Source organism: Kribbella sp. CA-245084 (assembly GCF_050942355.1).
Classification (GTDB): Bacteria; Actinomycetota; Actinomycetes; order Propionibacteriales; family Kribbellaceae; genus Kribbella.
On record NZ_CP192053.1, the window covers coordinates 5,020,401 to 5,042,806 of the forward strand.

Genomic DNA, 22,406 nt, shown 5'->3' on the forward strand with positions numbered 1-22,406 from the left:
CCTTTGACAGTAGGGCTTTCCACGATCCCTGACAGGAATTCCCGAGCACGGTAAGGATGCCGTTATCGGCCCATTTCGTTCGTGAAACTTAAGCTGCCGTCAGTCCTTGAAGGCGTCCTTCGCCTTCTCGCCGGCCTGCTTCAGGTCGGCCTCCGTCTTCTCCGCCTGGCCCTCGGCCTGCAGCTCGCGATCGTCGGTCGCGTACCCAGCGGGTCTTGCGAAACGCCTACTCGCGGATGTTCTGGGTACGCAGTTGGCTTCGTCTCAGCGTGCGGCGTTCGAGTTCGTCGAGGCCGCCCCAGATGCCGGCATCCTGACCGGAGCGCAGCGCCCAGTCGAGGCAGATGTCGGCTACTTCGCAGCGGCGACAGACCTGCTTCGCGGTCTCGATCTGCCGCAGGGCCGGTCCGGTCGTACCTAGTGGGAAGAACAGCTCGGGATCTTCCGCAATACACGCGCCTCGCTGCTGCCAGCGGTGGGTGGGCTCCATCTCGACCTCCGGGTCGACGTCATTCCTGAGTACGACAACGCGAACCGCCGGTTTGTGACGTCGACCTGTCACACCCGGCCGCGCTACCCGGACCTTCAAGTACGACCGGACCTGCGCTGGAGGAACGATGAAGCGAACAGTAGTCGCCGCGGGTGTTGCCCTCGCCCTGTCGACATTGTCGGCGGTGGCGGGCTGTGGTGGCGGCGGCACCGATGCGAGTCCGGGGACGGACACGCGCGGGCCGATCACGATCTGGTATTCGAACAATGCCGAGGAAGTGGCCTGGGGCAAGCAGATGGTGGCTGCCTGGAACGCTGAGCATGCGGATCAGAAGGTCACTGCGCAGGAGATTCCGACCGGGAAGAGTTCGGAGGAGGTGATCGGGGCGGCGATCACGGCGGGGAATGCGCCGTGTCTGATCTTCAACACTTCGCCGGCGTCGGTGTCGCAGTTCCAGAAGCAGGGCGGTCTGGTCGCGCTGGATTCGTTCCCGGACGGTAAGTCGTATATCGAGGATCGGTCGGGGGATGTGGCGCAGCAGTACAAGTCGACGGATGGGAAGTATTACCAGCTGCCGTGGAAGTCGAACCCGGTGATGATCTTCTACAACAAGAAGGCTTTCGCCAAGGCCGGTATCACCACTCCGGCGCTGGGCACCTATGACGAGTTCTTGGCCACGTCGCGGAAGGTGGTGGCGGCGAAGGCGGCCAAGGTGGCGATCTATCCGGCGCCGAGCAATGAGTTCTATCAGTCGTGGTTCGATTTCTATCCGTTGTATGCGGCCGAGACCGGCGGGAAGCAGTTGATCGAGGACGGGAAGTCGACGTTCGCCTCCGACGAGGGTAAGCGGGTGGCGGGTTTTTGGCGGACGATGTATCAGGACAAGTTGGCCTCGCCGGAGAAGTACACCGGGGATGCGTTCGTCGACGGGACGTCGGCGATGGCGGTGGTGGGTCCGTGGGCGATCGCGACCTATAAGGGCAAGGTCGACTGGGGCGTCGTCCCGGTCCCGACCTCGGCGGGCAAGCCGGCCTCGGAGATCCACACGTTCAGTGATGCGAAGAACGTGGCGATGTATTCGGCGTGCAAGAACCGCGGCACGGCGTGGGATGTGTTGAAGTTCGCGACCAGCAAGGACCAGGACGGCAAGTTCCTGGCCGCGACCGGGCAGATGCCGCTGCGTAAGGACGTCGCGGCCACGTATGCGGACTATTTCGCGAAGAACCCCGATTACAAGGTGTTCGCCGACCAGGCCTCGCGCACGGTCGAGGTGCCGAACGTGGCGAACTCGATCACGATCTGGCAGACCTTCCGTGACGCCTACTCCAAGTCGGTCATCTTCGGCCAGCAAGACGTCGGTGAGGCCCTCGACGGCGCCGCCCAGAAGGTCGATCAGCTCGTCAAACAGTCATGAGGATCCGAGCCGATCAAATCCTCGGCAAGCAACCGATCGGCGCCGCCCTCGCGGTCCCGTACGTCGTGTTCCTGCTCGCCGTCTTCGCCTATCCCCTCGGCTTCGCGGTCTACATCTCCTTCCACGACTACTTCTTCGCGGCACCGGGAGCAGTTGTCGATCGTCCCTTCGTCGGGTTCGAGAACTACGTCACCGTCTTGTCGGACCCCGCGGTACAGCGGGCGTTCGTCAACGTAGTGATCTTCTTGGTGATCAACGTCCCGCTCACCGTCGTACTGTCGCTGGGACTGGCCAACGCGCTCAACGCCGCCATTCGCTGGCGCACGTTCTTCCGGGTCTCGTACTACGTCCCGTACGTGACGGCCAGCGTCGCAGTCGTCGGCGTGTGGCTGTTCCTCTTCAACTCCAACGGCCTGGTCAACTCGATCCTGGGCCCACTCGCCCCAGACCCGTCCTGGCTGGTGAACTCGAAGCTCGCGATGCCGACGGTCGCGATCTATGTGACTTGGAAGCAGCTCGGCCTCTTCATCCTGCTCTACCTGGCTGCACTCCAGAACGTCTCCAAGGACCTCTACGAAGCAGCCGAGATGGACGGTGCCAACAAGTGGCAACGGTTCCTCAACGTCACCGTCCCCGGCGTGCGACCAGCAACAACGCTGGTCGTGCTCGTCGCCACCGTGACCGGCGCGAACCTGTTCACCGAGCCGTATCTGTTGACCGGCGGCGGCGGACCAGACGGGGCCTCCGCATCGCCGGTCCTGATCATGTACCAGCGCGGCATCGAGCAAGGACACCCAGACGTCGGGTCGGCGATCGGCGTGCTGCTGGTGATCGGCGTGCTGTTACTTGCACTGATCGAACGGCGATTCGTGGGGAGGGATGACGAGTGAGACTCAAGTTCATCGGGCTGCTGGTCGGCGCTTTCGTGTTCCTGTTTCCCTTCTACTACATGCTGATCGGCTCGTTGCAAGCCGAACCGGACCCGTCCGTCAGCGGCGCGTTCCCGAAACCCGGCAACCTGACCGGCCACAACTACACCGAGATCGACAAGGCGATCGATCTCGGCCGCTCGCTCCTCAACTCCGGCATCTTCACCGGCGGGGTGCTCCTGGGCACGCTGGTCTTCGGCGTCCTGGCCGGCTATGCCCTGGCACGGTTGCAGTTCCGCGGCCGCGGGCTGGTGTTCAACCTGATGCTGCTCATCCAGGTCGTACCGTTCCAGCTCCTCACGATCCCGCTCTACGTCCTGATCGTCCGCAGCTACGGACTCGCTGACTCCCACATGGGCATGATCCTGCCGTTCCTCATCAACTCCACCGCGGTGTTCGTGTTCCGGCAGTACTTCCTGCAATTGCCGGCCGAGCTGTTCGACGCCGCCCGGATCGACGGGGCGTCTGAGCTGAACATCCTCTGGCGTATCGCCGTACCACTCGTGCGGCCGGCGCTGCTGACCGGCGTACTGCTCACGTTCATCGGGCCGTGGAACGAATTCCTCTGGCCGTTCCTCATCACCAAACAACAGGACCTGCAACCACTCGCGGTCTCGCTGTCCAACTACCTGACCACGGTCTCCGCACGAGCCGCCAACCCGTTCGGCGCCGTGCTCGCCGGGGCCTGTGTGCTGGCCGCGCCGGCGGTCACCTTGTTCATCATCTTCCAGCGTCAGTTCATCTCCCAGGGCATCCAATCGGGAATCAAAGGATGATTGCCATGAGCATCGACTACACCCTGCGCCGCGTCGGTATCCTGATGTCGCCCGAGCCGGGCAACGACCTCGAGGCCGAGGGCGTGCTCAACCCGGCCAGTGCACACACCCCGGACGGCGAGCTGTACCTTCTCCCGCGGTTGGTTGCTGCGGGCAATGTATCCCGCATCGGGCTGGCGCGCGTCGTCGTGAAGGACGGCATCCCGGCCGAGGTCCAGCGCGAGGGCATCGTGCTCGCCCCGGACCAGAACTGGGAACGCGGCAAGCTGAACGGCGGCGTCGAAGACCCCCGTGTCACGGCGGTCCCGTCGCTCCGCCAGTACCTGATGACGTACGTCGCCTTCGGCCCGCTCGGCCCGAAGCCGGCGCTCGCGGTCTCGTCCGACCTGCGCCACTGGCGGCGCCTCGGCCCGCTGCACTTCGAGTACCAGCCTGACCTGGAGACCGACCTCAACCTGTTCCCGAACAAGGACACCGTGTTCTTCCCCCGACCGGTACCAGGCCCGGACGGCGAACCGTCGTACGCGATGCTGCACCGGCCGATGTGGGACCTGGGCTGGCTGCGCGAAGGCGAAGGCGTACACCTGCCGCACGGGATCACCGACGCCCGGCCCGGGATCTGGGTCTCGTTCACCCCGGTGCGCGAGGTCGAGCGGGACATCCGTAACCTCACGCACCTCAGGTACCACCGACTCGTGGCGCTGCCGGAGCACCCGTTCGAGCAGCTGAAGATCGGGGCCGGTCCCCCGCCGATGCTGGTGCCGGAAGGCTGGCTGCTGATCCACCACGGTGTCACCGGCTCGCAGCCGAGCGGCTTCGACCCCACCACGCAGAAGGTCACCTACTCCGCCGGCGCCATGCTCATCGATGCCGACGACGTGACGAAGGTCCTCGACCGGACGACCGAGCCCATTCTCACTCCCGAGACGCCGGACGAGCGGTTCGGACTCGTCGACAACGTCGTCTTCCCCACCGCCATCGAGCAGATCAACGGGGTCCGCTACGTCTTCTACGGCATGGCCGACGACAAGATCGGCGTCGCCCGCCTGGAGAAGATCTGAGATGCGAGACCTCGACACGCTGATCAAGGCCTACGACATCCGCGGCATCGTCCCCGACCAGCTCGACGAGTCGCTTGCGTACGACGTCGGAGCCGCGTTCGCCGAGCTGCTCGCTCCCGAGCGGATCGCCGTCGGACACGACATGCGGGTCTCCTCCCCCGCGCTGGCCGACGCCTTGGCGGCCGGTGCGGCGAGCCGGGGCGTCGACGTACTCGCCATCGGCTATGTCTCGACCGACCTGCTGTACTTCGCGTCGGGCTTCCACGCCATACCGGGCGCGATGATCACCGCGAGCCACAACCCGCCGTTGTACAACGGGATCAAGCTCTGCCGGCCAGGCGCTGCGCCGGTCGGCCAGGACACCGGTCTGCGCGAGATCAGGAAGATGCTCGAGACCGGCCTCCCGTCGACCGATCGGCCCAAAGGCAGCGTGCGGCTCGAGGACCTGCTTCCGGCGTACGCCGATCATCTGCGTCAGCTGGTCGACCTCGACGGCAGCCGTCCGCTGAAGATCGTGGTCGACGCCGGCAACGGCATGGCCAGCCGGACCGCGCCCGTCGTACTGCGTCATCCTGCTTTCGAACTGGTCCCCCTGTACTTCGAGCTCGACGGCACGTTCCCCAACCACGAGGCCAACCCGATGGACCCCGCGAACCTCGTCGATCTGCAGGCCGCCGTGATCGAGCACCGCGCCGACATCGGCCTGGCGTTCGACGGCGACGCGGACCGCTGCTTCTTCGTGGCCGAGACCGGCGAACGGATCGCACCCAGCGACGTCGTCGGTCTGATCGCGACCCGTGAACTCGCTCGCCATCCCGGCGCGGCGATCATCTACAACGCGATCACCAGCAGAGCCGTGCCCGAGGAGATCACCGAGCATGGCGGCCGGCCGATCCGCACCCGCGTCGGGCACTCGTTCATCAAGCAGGTGATGGCGGACAACCACGCGGTCTTCGGCGGGGAGCACTCCGGCCACTACTACTTCCGCGACTTCTGGAACGCCGACAGCGGCATGCTCGCCGCTCTGCACGTGCTCCAGGCCCTCGGCCAGACGACCGAGCCACTCTCCACGCTGATGAGCGGGTTCTCGAGGTACGTCGCCAGCGGCGAAACCAACCTCACGGTCGCCGACATCCCCGGCACGCTGGCCCAGGTCGAGACGGCGTACTCCGCCCGCGGCGCGACGGCCGATCACCTCGACGGGCTGACGATGACGCTCCCGAGCGGAGCCTGGTTCAACCTGCGCCCCTCGAACACCGAACCGCTACTCCGCCTCAACGTGGAAGCAGCCGACCAAGCGACCATGACCCAACTCCGCAACGAGGTCCTGGGCCTACTCGCTCGAACGCCCTAGCAAGACGTCAGGACTGGCGGCCGGTCCAGCGCGGGGATACCTTGCGCCATTCGCGGGCCCATTCGTCGGCGCGGTAGCGGTCGAGTGGGCGCCGGGCGAGGCGGAAGGCGGCGAAGATCGCGGGCCAGGCGAGTAGTGGCAGGGTCAACGCGATCGCGGTGCCGAGAGCGTCGCTGTCGGCGGACGTGGCTGGAGCGCCGGTCATAGCGCCGGCCTGGTCGATCCAGATCGTCACCTCGGCGTTGACCGGAGTGCCGAGCAGAACGTCGGCCTTCCCCTCGTGAGGGGAACCTGACGGGTCCTGCCACCTGACGCGAACCGACGTGGTGCTGAGACCCAACGTCGACGGCACGGCATTGGCCGTGCCCTCCAAGGTTCGAGCGCGGACCTGGTGAAGGCTCGCGCGCTCCTCGGTCGCGGACTGCTCCGCGCGATCGTGCAGCGTCGTACCGAGGGCTGCTGCCGCGGGGACCACCAGCAGGGCGATCGCGATCGCGACCAGCAGGAACGCTGCCTCGATCCGGTCGACCCTCCGGCGCAACAGGTTGTGGCCGAGGCTGAGTCGCCGGAGCTGCATCATCACGAACAGCTCGGCTCGGTGTTGCGGCGTGGAACTCATCGCGCTCCCCTATCTGCTTCACAAACTAAGACAGCACAACCACCTCGGCTGTGACGTCGTGTCACGGACCGCGCCGCCGTCCGGTCCTCCAAGCAGGACGACACGTTGCAGAGGGCAACCACGTAGTGGCCCCCACGCATGCGTAGGGGCGGCAACTACGCAGCTGCCCACGTCCTTCCACGGCGCGACCGCAGGGCAGGTGGCCGGATCGTGAAATCGAGGGCACGACGAGCCCGAGAGGAGCCGGAAACGTGAACGCCACAGTGTCACGGCAGGTGCAGTACGAAGAGGAGAACTCAGCGGTCCAGACCGCATGCACCGGGCAAGTCGGCGGCGACCTGGACGACGCGGTCGCAACCTTCCTGGAAGTCCGTCCGCGACTGCTCGCGATCGCGTACCGCTTCCTCTCCAGTGCGACCGACGCCGAGGACGTCGTACAGGAGACGTGGCTGCGCTGGCAGCGGACGGACCGCACGGTGGTCGAGAATCCGCCAGCGCTGCTGGCGACCATGACCACGCGGCTCGCGATCAACGTCAGCCAGTCCGCGCGACGACGCCATGAGACCCCGATGACCTCCGCGGCGGCCGAGCGGATCGACGACGGCGAGGACCCGGCGGCGACCGTCGAGCAGAGCGACGCGGTCGAACGCGCAGTGCTCATGGTCCTTCAGAGCCTGTCCCCCAGGGAACGTGCGGCCTTCGTACTGCGCGAGGCCTTCGACTACTCGTACGGGCAGCTCGCCGAGTTCCTCCAACTCGGTACGGCGAACAGCCGGCAGCTGGTCTGCCGCGCGCGACGACGGATCGCGACCGACAAGCCGACGATCGTCAGCACAGCGTCACATCAGCACTTCGTGCACGCGTTCCTCGACGCAGCACGGGCCGGCGACCTGACCGGATTCGAAGAACTGCTGACCGCCGACCTGGCCGCGTGACCGCGCCCGGTACTGGTACGACGAACGCGTGTGACTGTCCGGTACCCAGACGGTTCGTTGCACCTCCCGACCGGGCGCGGATAGGCTCACAGACTGGGCGGTGGGCTATGACGATCACAGATCGGGGCCTTCAGCTGGAAGGTCGGCAGGCTGAATGCGAAGCCCTCGATCGGCTCGTGGCCGATCTGCGGGCGGGGCGGAGCACTGCGCTCGTACTGCGTGGCGAAGCCGGGATCGGGAAGACCGCGCTGCTCGACTACCTCGAAGCCCACTCGTCGTCGTGCCGGATCGCACGCGCGTCCGGAATCGAGTCCGAGATGGAGCTGGCGTTCGGCGGCCTGCACCAGCTCTGCACCCAGTTCCACTCGCGGTTGTCCGATCCGCGGTACCAATCCTTGAGTACGGCGTTCGGCCTGACCGCGGGTACGCCGCCCGACCGTTTCCAGGTCGGACTCGCGATGCTCAACCTGCTCGCCGAGACCGCCGAGGACAGGCCGCTGATCTGCCTGATCGACGATGCCCAATGGCTCGACCGGGTGTCCGCACAGACCCTCGCCTTCGTGGCCCGCCGGCTCCTGGCCGAACGAGTCGCACTCGTCTTCGCGATCCGCGAACCCAGCGAACCCCAGGAGCTGACCGGTCTGCCGGAACTCTTGGTCACAGGCCTCGGGTACGGCGATGCGCGCGCTCTGCTCGACACGACGATCACCGGTGCCGTGGACGAACGCGTCCGCGACCGCTTCGTGGCCGAGACGCGCGGCAATCCACTCGCGCTGATCGAACTGCCGCGGGATCTGCCGACCGGGCAACTGGCCTCCGGCCTGGGGCTACCCGATGAGCTGGCAGCCAAGATCGAAGCGGGCTACCTGCGGCGGATCCAGCCACTGCCCGAAGAGACCCGCCTTCTCCTATTGACCGCCGCGGCCGAGCCGGTTGGCGATGCCTCTCTTCTTTGGCGCGCGGCCGAGCTGCTCGGGATCGACTCCGGTGCTGCCGACCTCGCAGAGTCGACCGACCTCATCGACATCGGTGCCCGGATCCGCTTCCGGCATCCACTGATCCGGTCAGCGGTCTACCGCGCCGCCTCCCCCGACGACCAGCGCACCGTGCATCGTGCCTTGGCCGCAGCGACCGACGCAGTACTCGACCCTGATCGCCGCGCCTGGCATCGCGCGTGCGCGACAGTCGGACTCGACGAGGCCGTGGCCACTGAACTCGACAACGCCGCAGGCAGAGCGCAGGCCCGCGGCGGTGTCGCGGCCGCGGCCGTCCTGCTCCAACGCGCAGCGGAGCTGACTCCGGATCCGCGGCGACGTGCTGAGCGAGCGCTGACCGCTGCCGGCACCAAGTTCGACGCCGGCGAACCGGACGCTGCCTACGACCTGCTCGCTGCCGCCGAGCTCGGTCCGGTGGACGACCTCCATCGTGCGCGGCTGGCCCGGCTGCGGGCCCGGATCGACGTCGCTCGCGGCCGCGGGCGCGAAGCCGGGCCGATGCTTCTGAAGGCGGCCATCCGGCTCGAGGACCTCCACGACCCGTCCGCGCGCGACGCCTATCTGGAGGCGCTCGGGGCAGCCGTCTTCGCCGGCCGGCTCGGCGTCCAGCATGGCGTCGAGAACGCGGCCGAGGCAGCCCGTGCGGCCGGATCAACTTCGTCGCCGTCCGGACCGATGGAGCTCCTGCTCGACGGAGTCGCGATGCGGTTCACCGACGGCTACGCGGCCGCCGTACCCGCGCTGAAGACCGCGCTGCATTCGTTCCGCGCGGCGGCCGACCTCGGCGACGAGAAAGTTGTGCATTGGCTGTGGCGCGGTTGCCCGGTCGCGGTCGAGCTGTGGGACGACGACGCGTGGCACGAGCTGGCCGGCCGCGGGCTCGAGCTGGCGCGCGGGCTCGGCGTACTCGGGGTTCTGCCAGGGGCACTGTCCTACCGAGCCGGCGTGCATCTTCATGCGGGAGAGTTCGGCGCGGCGTCGATCCTCGTTGCCGAGTCCGAGGCCATCGCGGCGGCGACCGGCAACGCGCCGATCCGCGAGGGGCGGCTGATGCTCGCGGCCTGGCGCGGCGAGAAGGCAGCAGCCCTCGAGTCCATCACCATCGGTATCCGGGACGCGATCGAACGAGGCGAAGGGCGCGCGCTCAGCCTGGCCAGGCTCGCGACCGCAGTCCTGTGCAACGGCCTTGGTCATTACGAGGCAGCACTCGACGCAGCCCGGACCGCCTGCGCGCAGGAGGACCTGGGCTTCTTCGGCTGGTCGCTCGCCGAGTACGTCGAGGCCGCCGCTCGCAGCAACGCCCGTGCGGAGGCAGTCGGGGCCTTACAACAACTGCAGGAACGCACGCAGGCGGCAGGCACCGATTGGGCCTTGGGGATCCTGGCCCGTTCAGCCGCGCTGCTCGCCGACGGCCCGGCAGCCGAGGCTCTCTACCAGGAGTCGATCGAGCGACTCGCGAGCACCAGGATCGCCGTACAGCTGGCTCGGACACACCTCTTGTACGGCGAGTGGTTGCGCCGCGAGCACCGGCGTACGGATGCTCAGCTCGAACTTCGGCTGGCTCACGACAGCCTGGCCCACAGTGGTGCGATGGCCTTCGCCGAGCGCGCTCGATCGGAGCTTGCGGGCATCGGCGAGACGACCGGACAGCATGCTGTCGGCAGCCACGGCGTACTGACCGCGAAGGAGGCCCAGATCGCACACCTCGCCGCGACCGGGCTGACGAATCAGGAGATCGGACTGCAGTTGTTCCTGAGCCCGCACACCGTGGACTGGCACCTGCGCAAGGTGTTCTCGAAGCTGTCCGTCACGTCGCGCCGGCAGTTGGACGTCACCGTGATCGATGCCATGACCCCCGTATCGGCCGGGTGACTCCCGGTGGATCCGAGTCAGATCCTGTACGGCCGACGGAGCGAATGCACAGCGCTGGACCAGCAGATCGCCGCACTGCGCGCCGGCCGAAGCGCTGTACTCGTTCTCCGTGGCGAGGCCGGCATCGGCAAGACCGCGCTGCTGGACTACGTGGCGGCGCATGCGGTCGGCTGCCGGATCGTGCGGGCCGCCGGTGTCGAGTCGGAGATGGAGCTGGCGTTCGGCGGATTGCATCAGCTCTGCTCCCCGTTCCTCGATCGTGCCGACGAGCTGCCGGAGCCTCAGCGTGATGCTCTCCGGACCGCTTTCGGCCTGAGCTCCGGTACGCCGCCGGACCGCTTTCTCGTCGGCCTCGCCGTACTCACCCTGCTCGCCGCGGTCGCCGAGGAGAAGCCACTCCTCTGCCTCATCGACGACGCCCAGTGGCTGGATCGAGCCTCCGCACAGACGATTGCCTTCGTCGCACGGCGTCTGCTCGCGGAGCAGGTCGGCCTGTTCTTCGGGACCCGCGGAACGGCCGCCGAGAACGACCTGGCCGGGCTGCAGGAACTCCCGATCGTCGGACTGAACGACCGGGACTCGCGGGCGCTGCTGGATTCGGTCACGCCGGGACGCGTCGACGAGCGCGTCCGCGACCAGATCGTCGCGGAGACGCGCGGCAACCCGCTCGCCATCCTGGAATTGCCGCACGGACTCACCACCGGCGAGATGCCCGTCGGTTTCGGCGCCCAGGATCGCCGGTCGCTCGCGAGCCAGCTCGAGGAGGGCTTCTTGCGCCGCCTCGAGTCGCTCCCCGAAATGACTCAGCGCCTGCTCCTCATCGCTGCCGCCGAGCCTGTCGGCGATGTGCTGTTGCTGTGGCGTGCGGCCGAGGGCTCGGGGATCGGCCTCCTCGCTGCCGCATCGCCCGCGGAAGCTGCGGGCCTGATCACGATCGGCGCGCGAGTCCGGTTCCGCCATCCGCTGGTGCGCTCGGCTGTGTACTACCGCGCTCCGCTGACGAACCGCCGGAAGGCACACCAAGCACTGGCTGAAGCGACAGACGCCGGAACCGATCCCGACCGTCGCGCCTGGCACCTCGCGCACGCCGCCGTCGGGCCCGACGAGGACGTCGCCGCCGAGTTGGAGCGGTCGGCCGATCGGGCCCAGGCACGCGGCGGGATCGCCGCGACCGCAGCCTTCCTGGAACGGGCCGCCGAGCTCACTCCGGATCCGGATCGTCGCGGCGCCAGAGCCTTCGCGGCCGCGCAAGCGAAGTACCAAGCCGGCGCTTTCGACACCGCGCTGGAGTTGCTGGACACGGCCGAGCTCAGCCGTCTCGGTGAACTCGAGCTGGCGCATTCCGAGCTGCTGCGCGGCCGGATCTCGTTCGCCTCCAGGAGCCCTAGCGCGTCGCTGCCGTTGCTGCTCGACGCGGCGAAGCGGCTCGAGCCGGTCGACGCGAAGGTTGCCCACGAGACCTATCGCGACGCGATGTATGCCGCGCTGACCGCCGGCCGCGTAGAGACCGGAGGGGTCGAGGACATCGCCGAGGCCGTCCTGATCACGCCGCCCACGCCGGATCCGGGGCGCACCGACCTGCTGCTGAACGGAGTCGCTGCCGTCATCGCCCGCGGGTACTCCGCCGGCGTACCGCTGTTGAAGCAGGCGCTCGTCGCGTTCGAGAACGAGAGCATCACTCCGCGGGAAGGTCTGGGCTGGTTGCCGCTGGCATCCCGGATGGCGCACGACGCGTGGGAGTTCGACAGCTGGACCGTGCTGTCGGCCCGCTTGGTCGACCTTGCCCGCGAGGCCGGGGCGCTCTCGGTGCTTCCGTCCGCGCTGCTCCTGCGCTTGTCGAATCGCGTATTCGCCGGAGACATCGTCGGCGCCGACTCGTTGGCCGCCGAAGCGATGACCATCGGCGCAGCGACCGGCAGCCGGTTCCTCGCGCAGTACGGCGCTCTGGTGATCGAGCCGTGGCGCGGTCGCGAGGCGGCGACGCGGCACGCGATCGAGGCGGTGACCCAGGCCAGAGCGCTGCGCGGTGAAGGCAAGGTGCTGACGGCAACGCAATGGGCGGCCGCTGTTCTCTACAACGGCCTGGGTCGCTTCGAGGAGGCGTACGCCGCGGCCGAGCAAGGCTGTGCGCACCCGCAGGAGCTGGGGCTATCGACCTGGTCGCTCGTCGAGCTCATCGAGGCCGCCGTACGCACCGGTCGGCGAGCAAGCGCGACCGACGCGATCCAGCGACTCATCGAGTTGACCCAGCCCAGCGGTACCCCGTGGGCGCTGGGCACGTTGGCGTGTATGCGTGCCGTCGTCACGGACGGGGTCGCTGCCGAGCCGTCGTACCAGGAGGCGATCGATCGCCTCGACAAGACCGAGGTCCGCGTGATGCGCGCTCGCGCCCGGCTCCTGTACGGCGAATGGCTGGCCGGCCGCAACCGTCCCGCCGACGCGCGGGTACAACTGAGCGCCGCCCACGAGATGTTCGACCGGATGGGAGCCGAGGCGTTCGAGCACCGGGCCCGACTCGGACTGGATGCCGTCGGCGCGCACGTCCAAACCCGAAGGGTCGAGTCTGCGCTGACGCCGCAGGAAGCACAGATCGCCCATCTGGCCGCCGCCGGGATGACAAATCCCGAGATCGGCGCCGAGCTCTTCCTCAGCCCGCACACGATCGACTGGCACCTGCGGAAGGTGTACCAGAAGCTCGGCATCAACTCCCGACGGGAGATCCACACGGTCCTGCCACCGGGCGCGGCCAGCTCGGCCTAGCGCGCCCTGCTCAGCTCGATTGCTTCCTGCAACGCGGCGAGGATGTAGCCGGGGATCTTCATTCCTTGGTGCTGTGCCCAGAGCAGCTCGCGCTCGACCAGGCTCATCTGCCGTACGACGTCCACGAGATCGCGGTCGAAGTCGAGCGCACGCGCGACGTCACCGAAGTCGGCGCGCTGGCGGCGGTTGTTGACGCCGACGAGCTCGAACGACCGCCGGCGCAGGATCCGCGCGAGGTGGAGCTGCCAGTCGCGGAGACCTTCGTCCCGCACCAGCGACTCGGCCGACTTGCGGTAGAACGCGAAGTGCCCCGGCTCCTGCCGCCTGATCGGCGCGACGACCGTCGACGCGATCGCGTGCTCGCCCATCGTGCGCAGTCCGTCCACCAGCCGCGAGTACGCGATCACCGCTGACCGCTCGGTCGCCGCGCCCGTCAAGTAGTAGAGCAGGCGGATGACACCGAGCACGCCGGGCAGATGTGAGAGCAGCCCGGCCAGCTTGATCGGGACACTCACCCGCGACAGCTCGCTCGGCGCCGCCGTCATCCCGATCCGGTGCTGGACCGCATCGAGCAGTACGCCGTGCTGCAGCTCCTGCGGCGACCACACGTCCTCGTAGAAGAACCTGTCGGTTTCCGTTGCGTCAGGCATCAATGCCCGAAGCTCGAGCACGTTGCGCTCGACCTCGAACTCGACGCGGGTCAGGTAGTTGAACACGGCGCCGTACCGACGTCGTACGCCGTCGGGATCCTTGATCGTCAGGTCCGCCGACTCCAGCAGCAACGGCGGATGCTCTTCGGCGAACGCCTCGACGAACTGCCGGAGCCCGCTCCGCGAAGAGCGCCTACGGATCGGGCTCCGGGTCGACTGGACAGTCAAGTCGGTCACAAAATCCACCTAGCTGCGGGCGGCCTGTTCGATGACCCGCGTGGTCGTCTCGGGATCGCTGATCAGGCCGAGGTGTCCTTCGTCGAACTCCGTGACGTCGGAGCCGGCCCGCTTGGCCATCGCCCGCTGCACGTCCGGCGGGATGATCTGGTCGCCGGTGCCGATCAGGTACCAGGACGGAATCGTCCTCCAGGCCGGGGTACCGGACTTGTCGGCCAGGCCGCCGAACGCAGCCGGTCGCTGGGTCGCGTAGATCTTCGCTTTGTCGTCGTCGTTCAGGCCGGTCGCGAACCACGTGAAGACGGTCGGCTTCTTCAGGTAGAGATCCGTGGTCGGCGTCGGCGGACCGGCCGGAACGAAGTCGAACACTTGCGTGGGATCCGGGTTCGACAGGGCGGAGTCGGCCCCGGCGGCCTCGAGCGCCGTCTCGCCCTCGTCGAGCGCGAACGCGTCGACGTAGACGAGTGCCTTGACGTTCGCGAGCCCGGTGGCCGCGTTGGTGATCACCACACCGCCGTACGAGTGACCGACCAGGACGACGGGGCCGGACAACGTCTCGAGGAAAGCCCGCACGGAGGCGGCGTTGCCCGGCAGCGAACGCAACGGGTTCGGGATCGCCCGCACCGTGTACCCGTCGCCGTGCAGCCGATCGATGACGCCAGACCAGCTCGACGCGTCCGCCCAGGCACCGTGGACCAGCACGATGGTCGGCTGGCCCGTGCCCCTGTTGTCACTGATGTCACTGCTCATGAATCTCTCCTGTTCGGTCGAAGATCGCCCACTTGCCTCTAGGTCCGGACACCGCTCTCAGCTGTGACATCGCTCAACGCCTCGTACAGCGGGCTGTCCGCGAGCAGGTCGTTGCTGTGCCGGGCGTTGTGACGATGCGCCACCCGGCGATGACCTTCGAGGATCGCGGCGATCCCGACGACACTCCACACACCGAGTACGACGGCGTGCTGCGCGGCGCCGTGTCCGTTGAAGTAGGCGGCGCTGCGGAGCAGGTTCGCACCTGCGCCCGGCGGCATCAGCTGCCCCAACTGACCGACCACCGACGGCATCAGCTCGGGCGCCGAGCTCACTCCCGCGAACGGATTCCCGACGAAGACCATGAGGATGCCGCCGACTGCAACGCCGCCCGGGCCCAGCAGCGCGGCCATGCCGGCCACGAAGCTACTGATCGCGAACAGCATCAGCGATAGCGAAGCCCAGGTCCCGATCCGATTCCCCGGCAACGCGCCGATGTAGTCCTGCGCCACCAGATGCACACACGCGCCGGCCATGCACGAGACCACCGCCAGAGCCACGATCTCTCGCACGGCGGGCTTGAAGCCGACCAGTACGGCGACCATCACGGCGAGGATCACTCCGCCGAGCACGAGCGGCGTCATCGCGGCGGCGAAGGTCGAGCCGCGCGGATCGTCGCTCGACGTCGGAACCACATCCTGTACCACCGAGGCCGCCACTGGTTGGGTGGTCGACGAGAGCTGACCTGCCATCGCCCCCGCGGCCGACGTCAGCAACTGGGCAACGGCCGGGCTGGCCGCGCTGGCGGTCAGAAAGACGATGCGGCGGCTGCTCACCTCGAACGCGCCGTACACCTCGCGGTGCTCGATGGCCGACCGGGCTTCGGCGTCGCTGGCATACAGGTGCAGGTCGAAGGCGCCTGGCCGGGCATTGGTCAGGCCTTCGGCTGCCTTCTGCGCGGCCACCCCGGTGCCCACCACGCCCACCGGGAGGCTGCGGGCCTCGGTCCGGGACGCCGGCCAGGTGAACGCCAGGACCGCGAGACCGACGATCAGCGGTGCGATCACCGACAGGATCAGCAGCTGGCGCCACGGCGGGTGGTGAACGAGCGGATTCTTGGGCACTTCTGCGCCTTTCGGACTTGAGTTAGATGCTCTCACTAAACGACAACGATCGTTCTCTTTCGACTATACTCCTGCTCATGCCGAGAACATCGGAGAGGTATCGCGACGCCCGGCGGGAGTACATCCTCGACGCCGCCCGCCGAGCCTTCGCGCGCAACGGGTTCCACGCGACGTCAATGCACGACCTGTTCGCGGAGGCCGGCCTGTCCTCCGGCGCGGTCTACCGCTACTTCGCCGGCAAGGACGAGGTGGTCGTCGCGATCGTGGAGGACAACATCCGGCAGATCGGCGCGATGATGCGCGCCGTCACGGAGGAACGTGCCGACGGATCCTTCGGCGCCGCACTCGCCGCGGCGGTCGAGACCATCCAGGCCAAGCACCGGGAGAACGGGCTCGCCGGTATCGGCGTACAGGCCTGGACCGAGGCGCTGCGTGATCCCCGGATCGGGGCGGCGTTCAACGAGGTGCTTACCGGGCTCCGGTCCGAGCTGGCCGAAGTCGTCGCTCACTACCAGCGGACGAACACGTTGCCGGCCGGCCCGTCCGCGGAGTCACTGGCGTCCGTGACGATCGCCATTCTGGTCGGCTACATCCAGCAGCTCGCGCTCCTCGGACCCGACGCTGTCGCCGACGTCCCGGAGGCGCTGCGGGCGCTGTGGCCACCTTCAGGCTGAGAGGACGCAGTCGCCGCAGAGGGCGCCGGCGTGGTTGGGAGCGGCTCGGTAGATGAGGCAGCAACTGCGGCGGCGGAAGCCGTCGGTGGTGGTGTGGATGTCGTGCAGGGTTGGGTGTGCGAGGAGCTGCGCGGCCGTTCTGCCGGCTTGGTCTGCTAGCTGGGGTGCTGCGTTGCTGAGGGCAACGGATGCGCCATTGACGGCGGAGGCCACGTTGCCCCGGAGGATGTGGTCAGAGACTCCGAAACGCTGTGTGATCGTGGCCAGAGCTGGGACGGGGCCTTCGAAGAACTCGGTGGCCAGGTCGCGGGACTTGCTTGGCGGAGCGAGGGACAGAGGAAAGGCTCCGCCTAGGACTGGTTGCCAATGGACGCTGTTCAGGTCGAGGGGCGGGACGCCGTCGCCCAGGACCGCAGCGGCCAAAGCGGGTGAGACCAGGCGCGCGACCAGTCCGAGGTGGGTGATCGATGCCGCTACTCGGACCTCGACGGCTTCGGGCTCCTGACCGCCCGCGGCCGCTAGATAGGCGCGGGTCGTCATCACCCGGTCCTCGAGTACGGCGGGGTCGTCGAGCAGCTCCGACATGCTCCGCCACGGTGCGGCCGGCGCCGTACCCGAGGGGTGTTGTTCGTGTTCGAAGAACGGGCCGAGCATCATGCGTTCGCGACCGGCTCCGCCTGTTTGGTACTGGACTTGCGCGGCTGGAGCAGGCGCTCCGCGAGTGGACCGAAGATCAGGCCGATGGCGCCCCACAACAGCACCTGCGCGCCGACCGAGTAGAGGCGGAACGCGTACAGCCGGTCCGCGTCGAAGCCTGGGAAGACGATGGTGCCCTTGTCATCGGTCAGCGGCAGAGGTGTCTCGGTCGCGTGCCGCCCGAACTCCTCGACATTCGCCGCCAGCTGACCCACCGAGGGCAGCACGGCCATCAGTACGCCGATGATCGCGACGTACGCCGCGACCGCGAGGAGTGTCGCGTTCCAGTTGCCGAAGCGTGGTTGGAGACGCTTGCCGAGCAGGACCGCGCCGATCAGCAGCACGATCGAGCAGGCCACCATCGCGAGGTACAGATTGCCCCGGTCGTGGATCGTGTCCTCGTGCCCGATCGACGGCGGGTTGGCCGGGTACTTCAGGAACGGCACGAAGTACACCGCGACGAACCCGCCGAGCGCGACCAGCATCGCCAGGTTGCGCGGGCGCAGCTTGCCGACCCGGCCCAGGCAGATCGCGTAGGCGACCGCGAACAGCGCGCCCATCGCCACACCGAACAGCACGATGCCGACACCGGCTCCGAGATTCGCCTGCAACGTCCGGCTGAAGATCTCGTGACCCGCATGCTCGACCGGCAACCCGGCCGCGTGGTCCAGCTCGTGCTGCGCGGCGTCGCGACCGCTCTCGTAGTCGATAGCAGCTTGGATCTGGGGCTCGGCGAAGATCCGCGCGAAGACGAACGCGATCAGCCCGGCCACTGCGCCGGCGAGTGCGCCGCGCAGGATCAGTTTTCTTTCCATGTCAGTTGTCAGTCAGATCAGTGACAGGGGAAGCCGAGGAAGTGCCGCGCGTCGTGCACGAACTCGTGGATGTGCATGTCCTTGCCGAAGATCGAGTACGCACCCTGATCGACGCCGATGAAGTAGTAGAGCGCGAACGCGACGATCGCGGTGCCGACCAGCCACATCACAGCCCGCGAGACCGGTACGACGACCGGCGTGGAAACCGAGGTGGGAGCAGACAGATTGCTCACGAGTAGAGCCTCCTTCTAGGGGATCGTGCGTCCCTCATCCAATGGAGCGTCGTGACGGCGAAGTATCTGACTCACCGCTCGCACGAGGCGAACGGTTCACAGTGGCGCGACCGTGCCGAAATCTCATCGGCTTCCTTGCGCCGTCACTACGTTGCGAGAGTACGGACGCCGTCCGGGCACGTCAATTGCGGGTTGCTCACATCACTCCCGTCACACGGGTTGCCTGTGGAAAACCATTCCGGTCACTCGTGGTCGGGCCGTTAAGCTCGGAGGCCGGTGCACCCCGAGGAGGCCCCGTGTTCCAGCCGCTGCATGCTTCTGCCACCCGAGCTGTTGAGAAACTCCGCGATATCGGTGAACCACTACCCGACGACCTTGCCAGTCAGTTGGCCAAGCTGGCCGACGACACCCAGTCCTCCGCCGCAGTTGAGGACCTGCTCCGTCCGTTTGTCCTCGTCGACGTCTCCATCGACGAGCAAGGACTGCCGATCAGTACGCCGGGCGCCGCGCCGCCGCGCCTCGTCCAACACGGCTGGCGCAGCTTCCTGGTCCGGATCGACAACCCGCACCGGCTGGTCGGCGATCTCGCCGCACAGTCGAACCATGTGCTCAACACAGTCGACTACCACAGCCACGCCGCGCGAATCGCGATGGCGGACACGCTGACGATCGTTCCGAGGATCAAGAGCAGCTGGCTGGAGGTGAAGCTGGCCGGGCCGACCGACATCTCGGGCCTGGACGTCGAGTACAAGGTGATCAGCCTCTACAGCCGCGACGGCGGCAGCCAGAGCGGCGAGCTGGGGTTCGTCCTGGCCGTCGAGGAGGCCGAGCACAGCTACACCAGACCGCCGATGGCGAAGGCCTGGCGGCGGATGGGGGCCGAGAATCGCCCGTACCAGGCGTCGTACGAGTTCGACTGCCTGCCTGCGCGCGACATCCGGTTCGACATCCGCGAGCCCGACGGGAGCAGTTGCGTTGCGGCGCTCACCGTTCGCGACTCCCAACGGCGCTCCTACCCGTCGAAGGGGATGCGGCTCGCGCCCGACATGTTCTTCCACGAACACGTCTACCGCGCGACCGGCGAGGTCATCACGCTCCCCAGCGGTCAGTACGAGATCTCGGCCCGCCGCGGACCGGAGTACCGCGAGGTCCGCGTGGAGGTCGATCTCACGCCCGACGACGACGCGGTCACGATCGAGCTCGATCGCTGGGCCGATCCGGCCCGGCACGGCTACTACTCGGGCGATCCGCATATCCACGCCGGCGGCTGCTCGCACTACAGCGTGCCGTCCGAGGGAGTGAACCCGGAGACGATGATCCGGCACGTCCGCGGCGAGGGACTGTGGATGGGCAGCGTGCTCACCTGGGGACCGTGTTACTACCACCAGAAGCAGTTCTTCAGCGGCTCGTCGATCAGCCCGCGCGCCGAGCTCGAGTGGCCGGCGATGCAGCAGGCGCAGGGCATGAACTGGGATCCGCAGGACACCGACCACGACGGCCAGAGCCTGCTCCGGTACGACCTCGAGGTGTCGGGCTTCCCGTCGAGCCACTCCGGTCACGTGATCCTGCTCGGGCTGACCGACCAGGACTATCCCGGTACGAAGATCATCGAGGACTGGCCGTCGTACAACCTGCCGGTCATGCGCTGGGGTCACGCGCAGAACGCGATGGTCGGCTACGCGCACTGCGGACTCGGCCTCTCGGTCAGCACGAGTGAGCTGCCGAACTACGTGATTCCGGGCTTCCAGTCGATCGGCTCGAACGAGATCATCGTCGACGTACCGCTCGGTGCGGCCGACTTCCAGTGCGGCGCCGAGTTCGATCCCGCCTCGGAGCTGAACATCTGGTACCACCTGCTGAACGTCGGCTACCGCACGCTGATGCTCGGGGAGACCGACTACCCCTGCATCTACGACGACGGCCCGGGCGTCGGGCGCACCTACGTCCAACTGCCCGAGCCGCCACAAGGCCCGCAGGCGCTGGAATCGTGGCTCGGCGGACTGAAGGACAGGGCGTCGTACTTCGGCGACGGCCGCAGTCACGTCTACGACTTCGCGATCGACGGCGACACGAGCCGCGAGCAGACGGCGGACGCCGCGGGACCGGTCCGGGTCAGCGCGACGGTCGCGGCGTGGTTGCCCGAGGATCCGCCGGCGCTGCCGGCCGCGGGGCAACCGGCGTACAGCGCTCCGGTCGGCTGGCATCTCGAACGCTCGAGGATCGGCCGGACCCGCAACGTGCTGGTCGAGGTGCTCGTCAACGGCGTGCCGGTCGGGTCGCAGGAGCTGGTTGCTGACGGCAACGAGCAGGCGATCGAGTTCGACGTACCGCTGGAGCGTTCGTCCTGGGTGGCGCTGCGGATCCTGCGCAGCGTGCACACCCAGCCGATCTTCGTCGAGCTCGCGGGTCAGCCGATCCGCGCGTCCCGGCGGAGCGCGCAGTGGTTGCACGACTCGGTCGACGCGCTCTGGAAGGCGAAGTCCGGCTTCATCCGCGAGACCGAACGAGCCGAGGCACGCGAGGCGTACGACGCCGCGCAGGCCGCCTACGTGACCCGTCGCGACGAATCCGAGGTGGACTGATGTACGGCGAACCCGCCGGCTGCTGCGGCCCGGTCGACACCAAGGCGCCGATCTCCGTCACGATCAACCCGGAGGCCCGCGTGAACGTCGCCCGGACCGCGACCCGGGTGGAGCCGGTCGCTCCGGGTCATTGGCATCCGATTGATATGACGATCGTCAACGACGGCTACGTCACCGGGCAGCTCGTCATCGAGAGCGACCCGGTCCCTGGCGTCGAACTCGACCTGCCACCGCACGACCTCACCGGCGAACCACGCCAGGAGGGAGCGATCCGGGTCCGCTTCGACTCCCCCACCGTCGTGGACGTGACCCTCAACTTCCGGGCGCTAGGCGCGCTCGGCGGTCTCGCCAACCACAGTGCGATGCATCTGCTTCTCCGCAGTCAGTAGGTCTTGTAATAGATCAGTTCGCCGGACTCGCCGGCCGCCGCGCCTTCGCTGGGGATGAACAGCGTCACCACGAAGGCCGGCTGGCCGTTCGGAGCTTTCAAGTTCGTGATGGTGGGATTGGCGAACGCAGTACTGCCGCCGTTGGTCTGGATCGTCGTGCGGTCCGCGTTGCCGGTCTGGTAGTCGTAGACGAACGTGCGCCACGAGCCGAAGTCGCCCTTGGTGTACTGGCCCTCGATCAGCCCGAAGCGGTAGCCCTGGAACGTCGTGTTGTCGCGGTCCCCGATGTTGCCGTTGACACCCCAGTAGAGCAGTGCGTTGTCGAAGTTCGGCTGGGCGGACGTGGACCACGAGTTGAAGTTGGTGAGCGTGCCGCGCTGCTGCCGGTCGCGGTCGCAGTTCCACCAGTAGTGGCCGCCGATGTCGATCGTCGAGTGATCGATGTCGGGTGACAGCGTGACGCTGTAGATGTTCGGGGTGCCTTCTGCGCACGACGAGAGCCGGCGCGGTGCGTCGTACGCGCGGCTGACGTTGCCGGCCAGGAGATCCGCGCGATTGGCGAAGTACCGGAAGGCTAGATGGTTGTTGCCGCCGCCGGGCTGCTCCTGCTCCCACGCGAGCACGAACCCGCCGTTCGACGCCTGGACGATCGTCGGCTGCGACGCGGGGCCGGTGTTGCTCCCGGCAAGCTCTCGAACCCAGTGCCAGTTGAGCAGATCCGTCGACGTCGCGAGGTTGACCCGGAAGTGCCCGTCGCTCGCCATGTGGTGCGAGACCGCGAGGTAGCCACCGGTCGAGTCCTGGATGACCTTCACCGTGTCCATCACATGACCGGCGTCGTCCTTCACGCCGTACCTCTTGCCGGTGGCACCGGCGACGTTCTCGACGATGCCGCGAACCTGGGCGCGGGCCGGATCGGACGCGGCCGTGGTCGACGCCTCCGCTGGCACGACAGCTGCGGTCAACATCGTGGCAACCAGCAGTACAGGAAGAATTCTCAGCATGGGCGATGTCCCTCGTGATGGGATTGCTGTGGATCCGTCACCAGCGACAT

The 22,406-nt window shown here is 67.6% G+C and carries 21 protein-coding genes and 1 riboswitch; of the genes, 11 read left to right on the forward strand and 10 right to left on the reverse strand.

The window, feature by feature from the left end; genetic code table 11:
* Window positions 1-99: 99 nt before the first annotated feature.
* Window positions 100-183: a hypothetical protein gene (locus ACQPYH_RS24105; RefSeq protein ID WP_432894468.1), complete on the reverse strand. Its 84-nt coding sequence runs from the start codon at window positions 181-183 to the stop codon at window positions 100-102.
* A 43-nt stretch (window positions 184-226) separates the two neighbouring features.
* The gene (locus tag ACQPYH_RS24110) at window positions 227-490 is read right to left on the reverse strand and encodes a WhiB family transcriptional regulator (RefSeq protein ID WP_432875430.1); all 264 of its coding nucleotides are present in this window, start codon (window positions 488-490) and stop codon (window positions 227-229) included.
* Window positions 491-617: 127 nt separating this feature from the next.
* Here ACQPYH_RS24110 and ACQPYH_RS24115 point away from each other — a divergent pair, with 127 nt between their 5' ends.
* The 5 genes from ACQPYH_RS24115 to ACQPYH_RS24135 are packed head-to-tail and all read left to right on the forward strand — an operon-like array spanning window position 618 to window position 6,024.
* On the forward strand, window positions 618-1,904 hold the full coding sequence (locus ACQPYH_RS24115) for an extracellular solute-binding protein (RefSeq protein ID WP_432875432.1): 1,287 nt from the start codon (window positions 618-620) through the stop codon (window positions 1,902-1,904).
* Window positions 1,901-2,794: a carbohydrate ABC transporter permease gene (locus ACQPYH_RS24120; RefSeq protein WP_432875435.1), complete on the forward strand. Its 894-nt coding sequence runs from the start codon at window positions 1,901-1,903 to the stop codon at window positions 2,792-2,794. Before ACQPYH_RS24115 ends, ACQPYH_RS24120 begins: the two co-directional genes overlap by 4 nt.
* Window positions 2,791-3,609, forward strand: coding sequence for a carbohydrate ABC transporter permease (locus ACQPYH_RS24125; protein WP_432875437.1), 819 nt, complete (start codon window positions 2,791-2,793; stop codon window positions 3,607-3,609). Before ACQPYH_RS24120 ends, ACQPYH_RS24125 begins: the two co-directional genes overlap by 4 nt.
* Window positions 3,610-3,614: 5 nt before the next feature.
* Window positions 3,615-4,670, forward strand: a complete 1,056-nt coding sequence (locus tag ACQPYH_RS24130; protein WP_432875440.1) for a glycoside hydrolase family 130 protein — start codon at window positions 3,615-3,617, stop codon at window positions 4,668-4,670.
* 1 nt (window position 4,671) lies between these two features.
* Window positions 4,672-6,024, forward strand: a complete 1,353-nt coding sequence (locus tag ACQPYH_RS24135; protein ID WP_432875443.1) for a phosphomannomutase/phosphoglucomutase — start codon at window positions 4,672-4,674, stop codon at window positions 6,022-6,024.
* A 7-nt stretch (window positions 6,025-6,031) separates the two neighbouring features.
* Here the strand turns inward: ACQPYH_RS24135 and ACQPYH_RS24140 are convergent, their stop codons facing one another.
* On the reverse strand, window positions 6,032-6,643 hold the full coding sequence (locus ACQPYH_RS24140) for an Rv1733c family protein (protein ID WP_432875446.1): 612 nt from the start codon (window positions 6,641-6,643) through the stop codon (window positions 6,032-6,034).
* A gap of 251 nt (window positions 6,644-6,894) precedes the next feature.
* Here ACQPYH_RS24140 and ACQPYH_RS24145 point away from each other — a divergent pair, with 251 nt between their 5' ends.
* The 3 genes from ACQPYH_RS24145 to ACQPYH_RS24155 all read left to right on the forward strand — a co-directional run bounded on the left by ACQPYH_RS24145 (window position 6,895) and on the right by ACQPYH_RS24155 (window position 13,205).
* Window positions 6,895-7,578: a sigma-70 family RNA polymerase sigma factor gene (locus ACQPYH_RS24145; RefSeq protein ID WP_432875449.1), complete on the forward strand. Its 684-nt coding sequence runs from the start codon at window positions 6,895-6,897 to the stop codon at window positions 7,576-7,578.
* A 107-nt stretch (window positions 7,579-7,685) separates the two neighbouring features.
* Entirely contained in the window at window positions 7,686-10,445 is a 2,760-nt protein-coding gene (locus ACQPYH_RS24150) for a helix-turn-helix transcriptional regulator (protein WP_432875452.1), read from the forward strand.
* Window positions 10,446-10,451: 6 nt separating this feature from the next.
* Window positions 10,452-13,205 (forward strand): ATP-binding protein, encoded by a 2,754-nt coding sequence (locus tag ACQPYH_RS24155; protein WP_432875456.1) that lies wholly within the window; start codon window positions 10,452-10,454, stop codon window positions 13,203-13,205.
* Here ACQPYH_RS24155 and ACQPYH_RS24160 read toward each other — a convergent pair.
* From ACQPYH_RS24160 to ACQPYH_RS24170, 3 genes are read right to left on the reverse strand one after another with little or no spacing between them, the layout of a single operon-like run.
* Complete coding sequence (locus ACQPYH_RS24160) at window positions 13,202-14,092, reverse strand: GTP-binding protein LepA (RefSeq protein ID WP_432875458.1); 891 nt, start codon at window positions 14,090-14,092, stop codon at window positions 13,202-13,204. The genes ACQPYH_RS24155 and ACQPYH_RS24160 overlap by 4 nt on opposite strands.
* Window positions 14,093-14,101: 9 nt before the next feature.
* Window positions 14,102-14,842: an alpha/beta fold hydrolase gene (locus ACQPYH_RS24165; protein WP_432875460.1), complete on the reverse strand. Its 741-nt coding sequence runs from the start codon at window positions 14,840-14,842 to the stop codon at window positions 14,102-14,104.
* 38 nt (window positions 14,843-14,880) lie between these two features.
* Window positions 14,881-15,963, reverse strand: a complete 1,083-nt coding sequence (locus ACQPYH_RS24170; RefSeq protein WP_432875463.1) for an ABC transporter permease — start codon at window positions 15,961-15,963, stop codon at window positions 14,881-14,883.
* A 77-nt stretch (window positions 15,964-16,040) separates the two neighbouring features.
* Here ACQPYH_RS24170 and ACQPYH_RS24175 point away from each other — a divergent pair, with 77 nt between their 5' ends.
* Window positions 16,041-16,637 (forward strand): TetR/AcrR family transcriptional regulator, encoded by a 597-nt coding sequence (locus tag ACQPYH_RS24175; RefSeq protein WP_432875465.1) that lies wholly within the window; start codon window positions 16,041-16,043, stop codon window positions 16,635-16,637.
* Here ACQPYH_RS24175 and ACQPYH_RS24180 read toward each other — a convergent pair.
* The 3 genes from ACQPYH_RS24180 to ACQPYH_RS24190 form a co-directional block, all read right to left on the reverse strand.
* Window positions 16,629-17,222, reverse strand: a complete 594-nt coding sequence (locus ACQPYH_RS24180; RefSeq protein ID WP_432875467.1) for a (2Fe-2S)-binding protein — start codon at window positions 17,220-17,222, stop codon at window positions 16,629-16,631. The two genes, ACQPYH_RS24175 and ACQPYH_RS24180, sit on opposite strands and share 9 nt — an antisense overlap.
* A gap of 68 nt (window positions 17,223-17,290) precedes the next feature.
* Window positions 17,291-18,148: a CbtA family protein gene (locus ACQPYH_RS24185; protein WP_432875470.1), complete on the reverse strand. Its 858-nt coding sequence runs from the start codon at window positions 18,146-18,148 to the stop codon at window positions 17,291-17,293.
* A gap of 17 nt (window positions 18,149-18,165) precedes the next feature.
* Window positions 18,166-18,381, reverse strand: a complete 216-nt coding sequence (locus tag ACQPYH_RS24190; protein ID WP_238159688.1) for a CbtB domain-containing protein — start codon at window positions 18,379-18,381, stop codon at window positions 18,166-18,168.
* Between the two features lie 40 nt (window positions 18,382-18,421).
* Window positions 18,422-18,568: riboswitch (cobalamin riboswitch) on the reverse strand.
* Window positions 18,569-18,677: 109 nt separating this feature from the next.
* On the opposite strand from ACQPYH_RS24190, the gene ACQPYH_RS24195 reads away from it, so the two are divergent.
* Window positions 18,678-20,963, forward strand: a complete 2,286-nt coding sequence (locus ACQPYH_RS24195) for a CehA/McbA family metallohydrolase (RefSeq protein ID WP_432875473.1) — start codon at window positions 18,678-18,680, stop codon at window positions 20,961-20,963.
* Window positions 20,963-21,352 carry a hypothetical protein gene (locus ACQPYH_RS24200; protein WP_432875476.1) on the forward strand — a complete coding sequence of 130 codons (390 nt, stop codon included), beginning with the start codon at window positions 20,963-20,965 and terminating at the stop codon, window positions 21,350-21,352. Before ACQPYH_RS24195 ends, ACQPYH_RS24200 begins: the two co-directional genes overlap by 1 nt.
* Here the strand turns inward: ACQPYH_RS24200 and ACQPYH_RS24205 are convergent.
* Window positions 21,346-22,356, reverse strand: a complete 1,011-nt coding sequence (locus tag ACQPYH_RS24205; protein WP_432875478.1) for a hypothetical protein — start codon at window positions 22,354-22,356, stop codon at window positions 21,346-21,348. The two genes, ACQPYH_RS24200 and ACQPYH_RS24205, sit on opposite strands and share 7 nt — an antisense overlap.
* Between the last annotated feature and the right edge of the window lie 50 nt (window positions 22,357-22,406).

Coding starts and splice junctions, on each gene's coding strand:
- ACQPYH_RS24115 (WP_432875432.1), top strand. CDS start 618: ATGAAGCGAACAGTAGTCGCCGCGGGTGTTGCCCTCGCCCTGTCGACA.
- ACQPYH_RS24185 (WP_432875470.1), bottom strand. CDS start 18,148: ATGGAAAGAAAACTGATCCTGCGCGGCGCACTCGCCGGCGCAGTGGCC.
- ACQPYH_RS24110 (WP_432875430.1), bottom strand. CDS start 490: ATGGAGCCCACCCACCGCTGGCAGCAGCGAGGCGCGTGTATTGCGGAA.
- ACQPYH_RS24175 (WP_432875465.1), top strand. CDS start 16,041: ATGCCGAGAACATCGGAGAGGTATCGCGACGCCCGGCGGGAGTACATC.
- ACQPYH_RS24140 (WP_432875446.1), bottom strand. CDS start 6,643: ATGAGTTCCACGCCGCAACACCGAGCCGAGCTGTTCGTGATGATGCAG.
- ACQPYH_RS24150 (WP_432875452.1), top strand. CDS start 7,686: ATGACGATCACAGATCGGGGCCTTCAGCTGGAAGGTCGGCAGGCTGAA.
- ACQPYH_RS24165 (WP_432875460.1), bottom strand. CDS start 14,842: ATGAGCAGTGACATCAGTGACAACAGGGGCACGGGCCAGCCGACCATC.
- ACQPYH_RS24120 (WP_432875435.1), top strand. CDS start 1,901: ATGAGGATCCGAGCCGATCAAATCCTCGGCAAGCAACCGATCGGCGCC.
- ACQPYH_RS24205 (WP_432875478.1), bottom strand. CDS start 22,356: ATGCTGAGAATTCTTCCTGTACTGCTGGTTGCCACGATGTTGACCGCA.
- ACQPYH_RS24180 (WP_432875467.1), bottom strand. CDS start 17,222: ATGTCGGAGCTGCTCGACGACCCCGCCGTACTCGAGGACCGGGTGATG.
- ACQPYH_RS24130 (WP_432875440.1), top strand. CDS start 3,615: ATGAGCATCGACTACACCCTGCGCCGCGTCGGTATCCTGATGTCGCCC.
- ACQPYH_RS24200 (WP_432875476.1), top strand. CDS start 20,963: ATGTACGGCGAACCCGCCGGCTGCTGCGGCCCGGTCGACACCAAGGCG.
- ACQPYH_RS24135 (WP_432875443.1), top strand. CDS start 4,672: ATGCGAGACCTCGACACGCTGATCAAGGCCTACGACATCCGCGGCATC.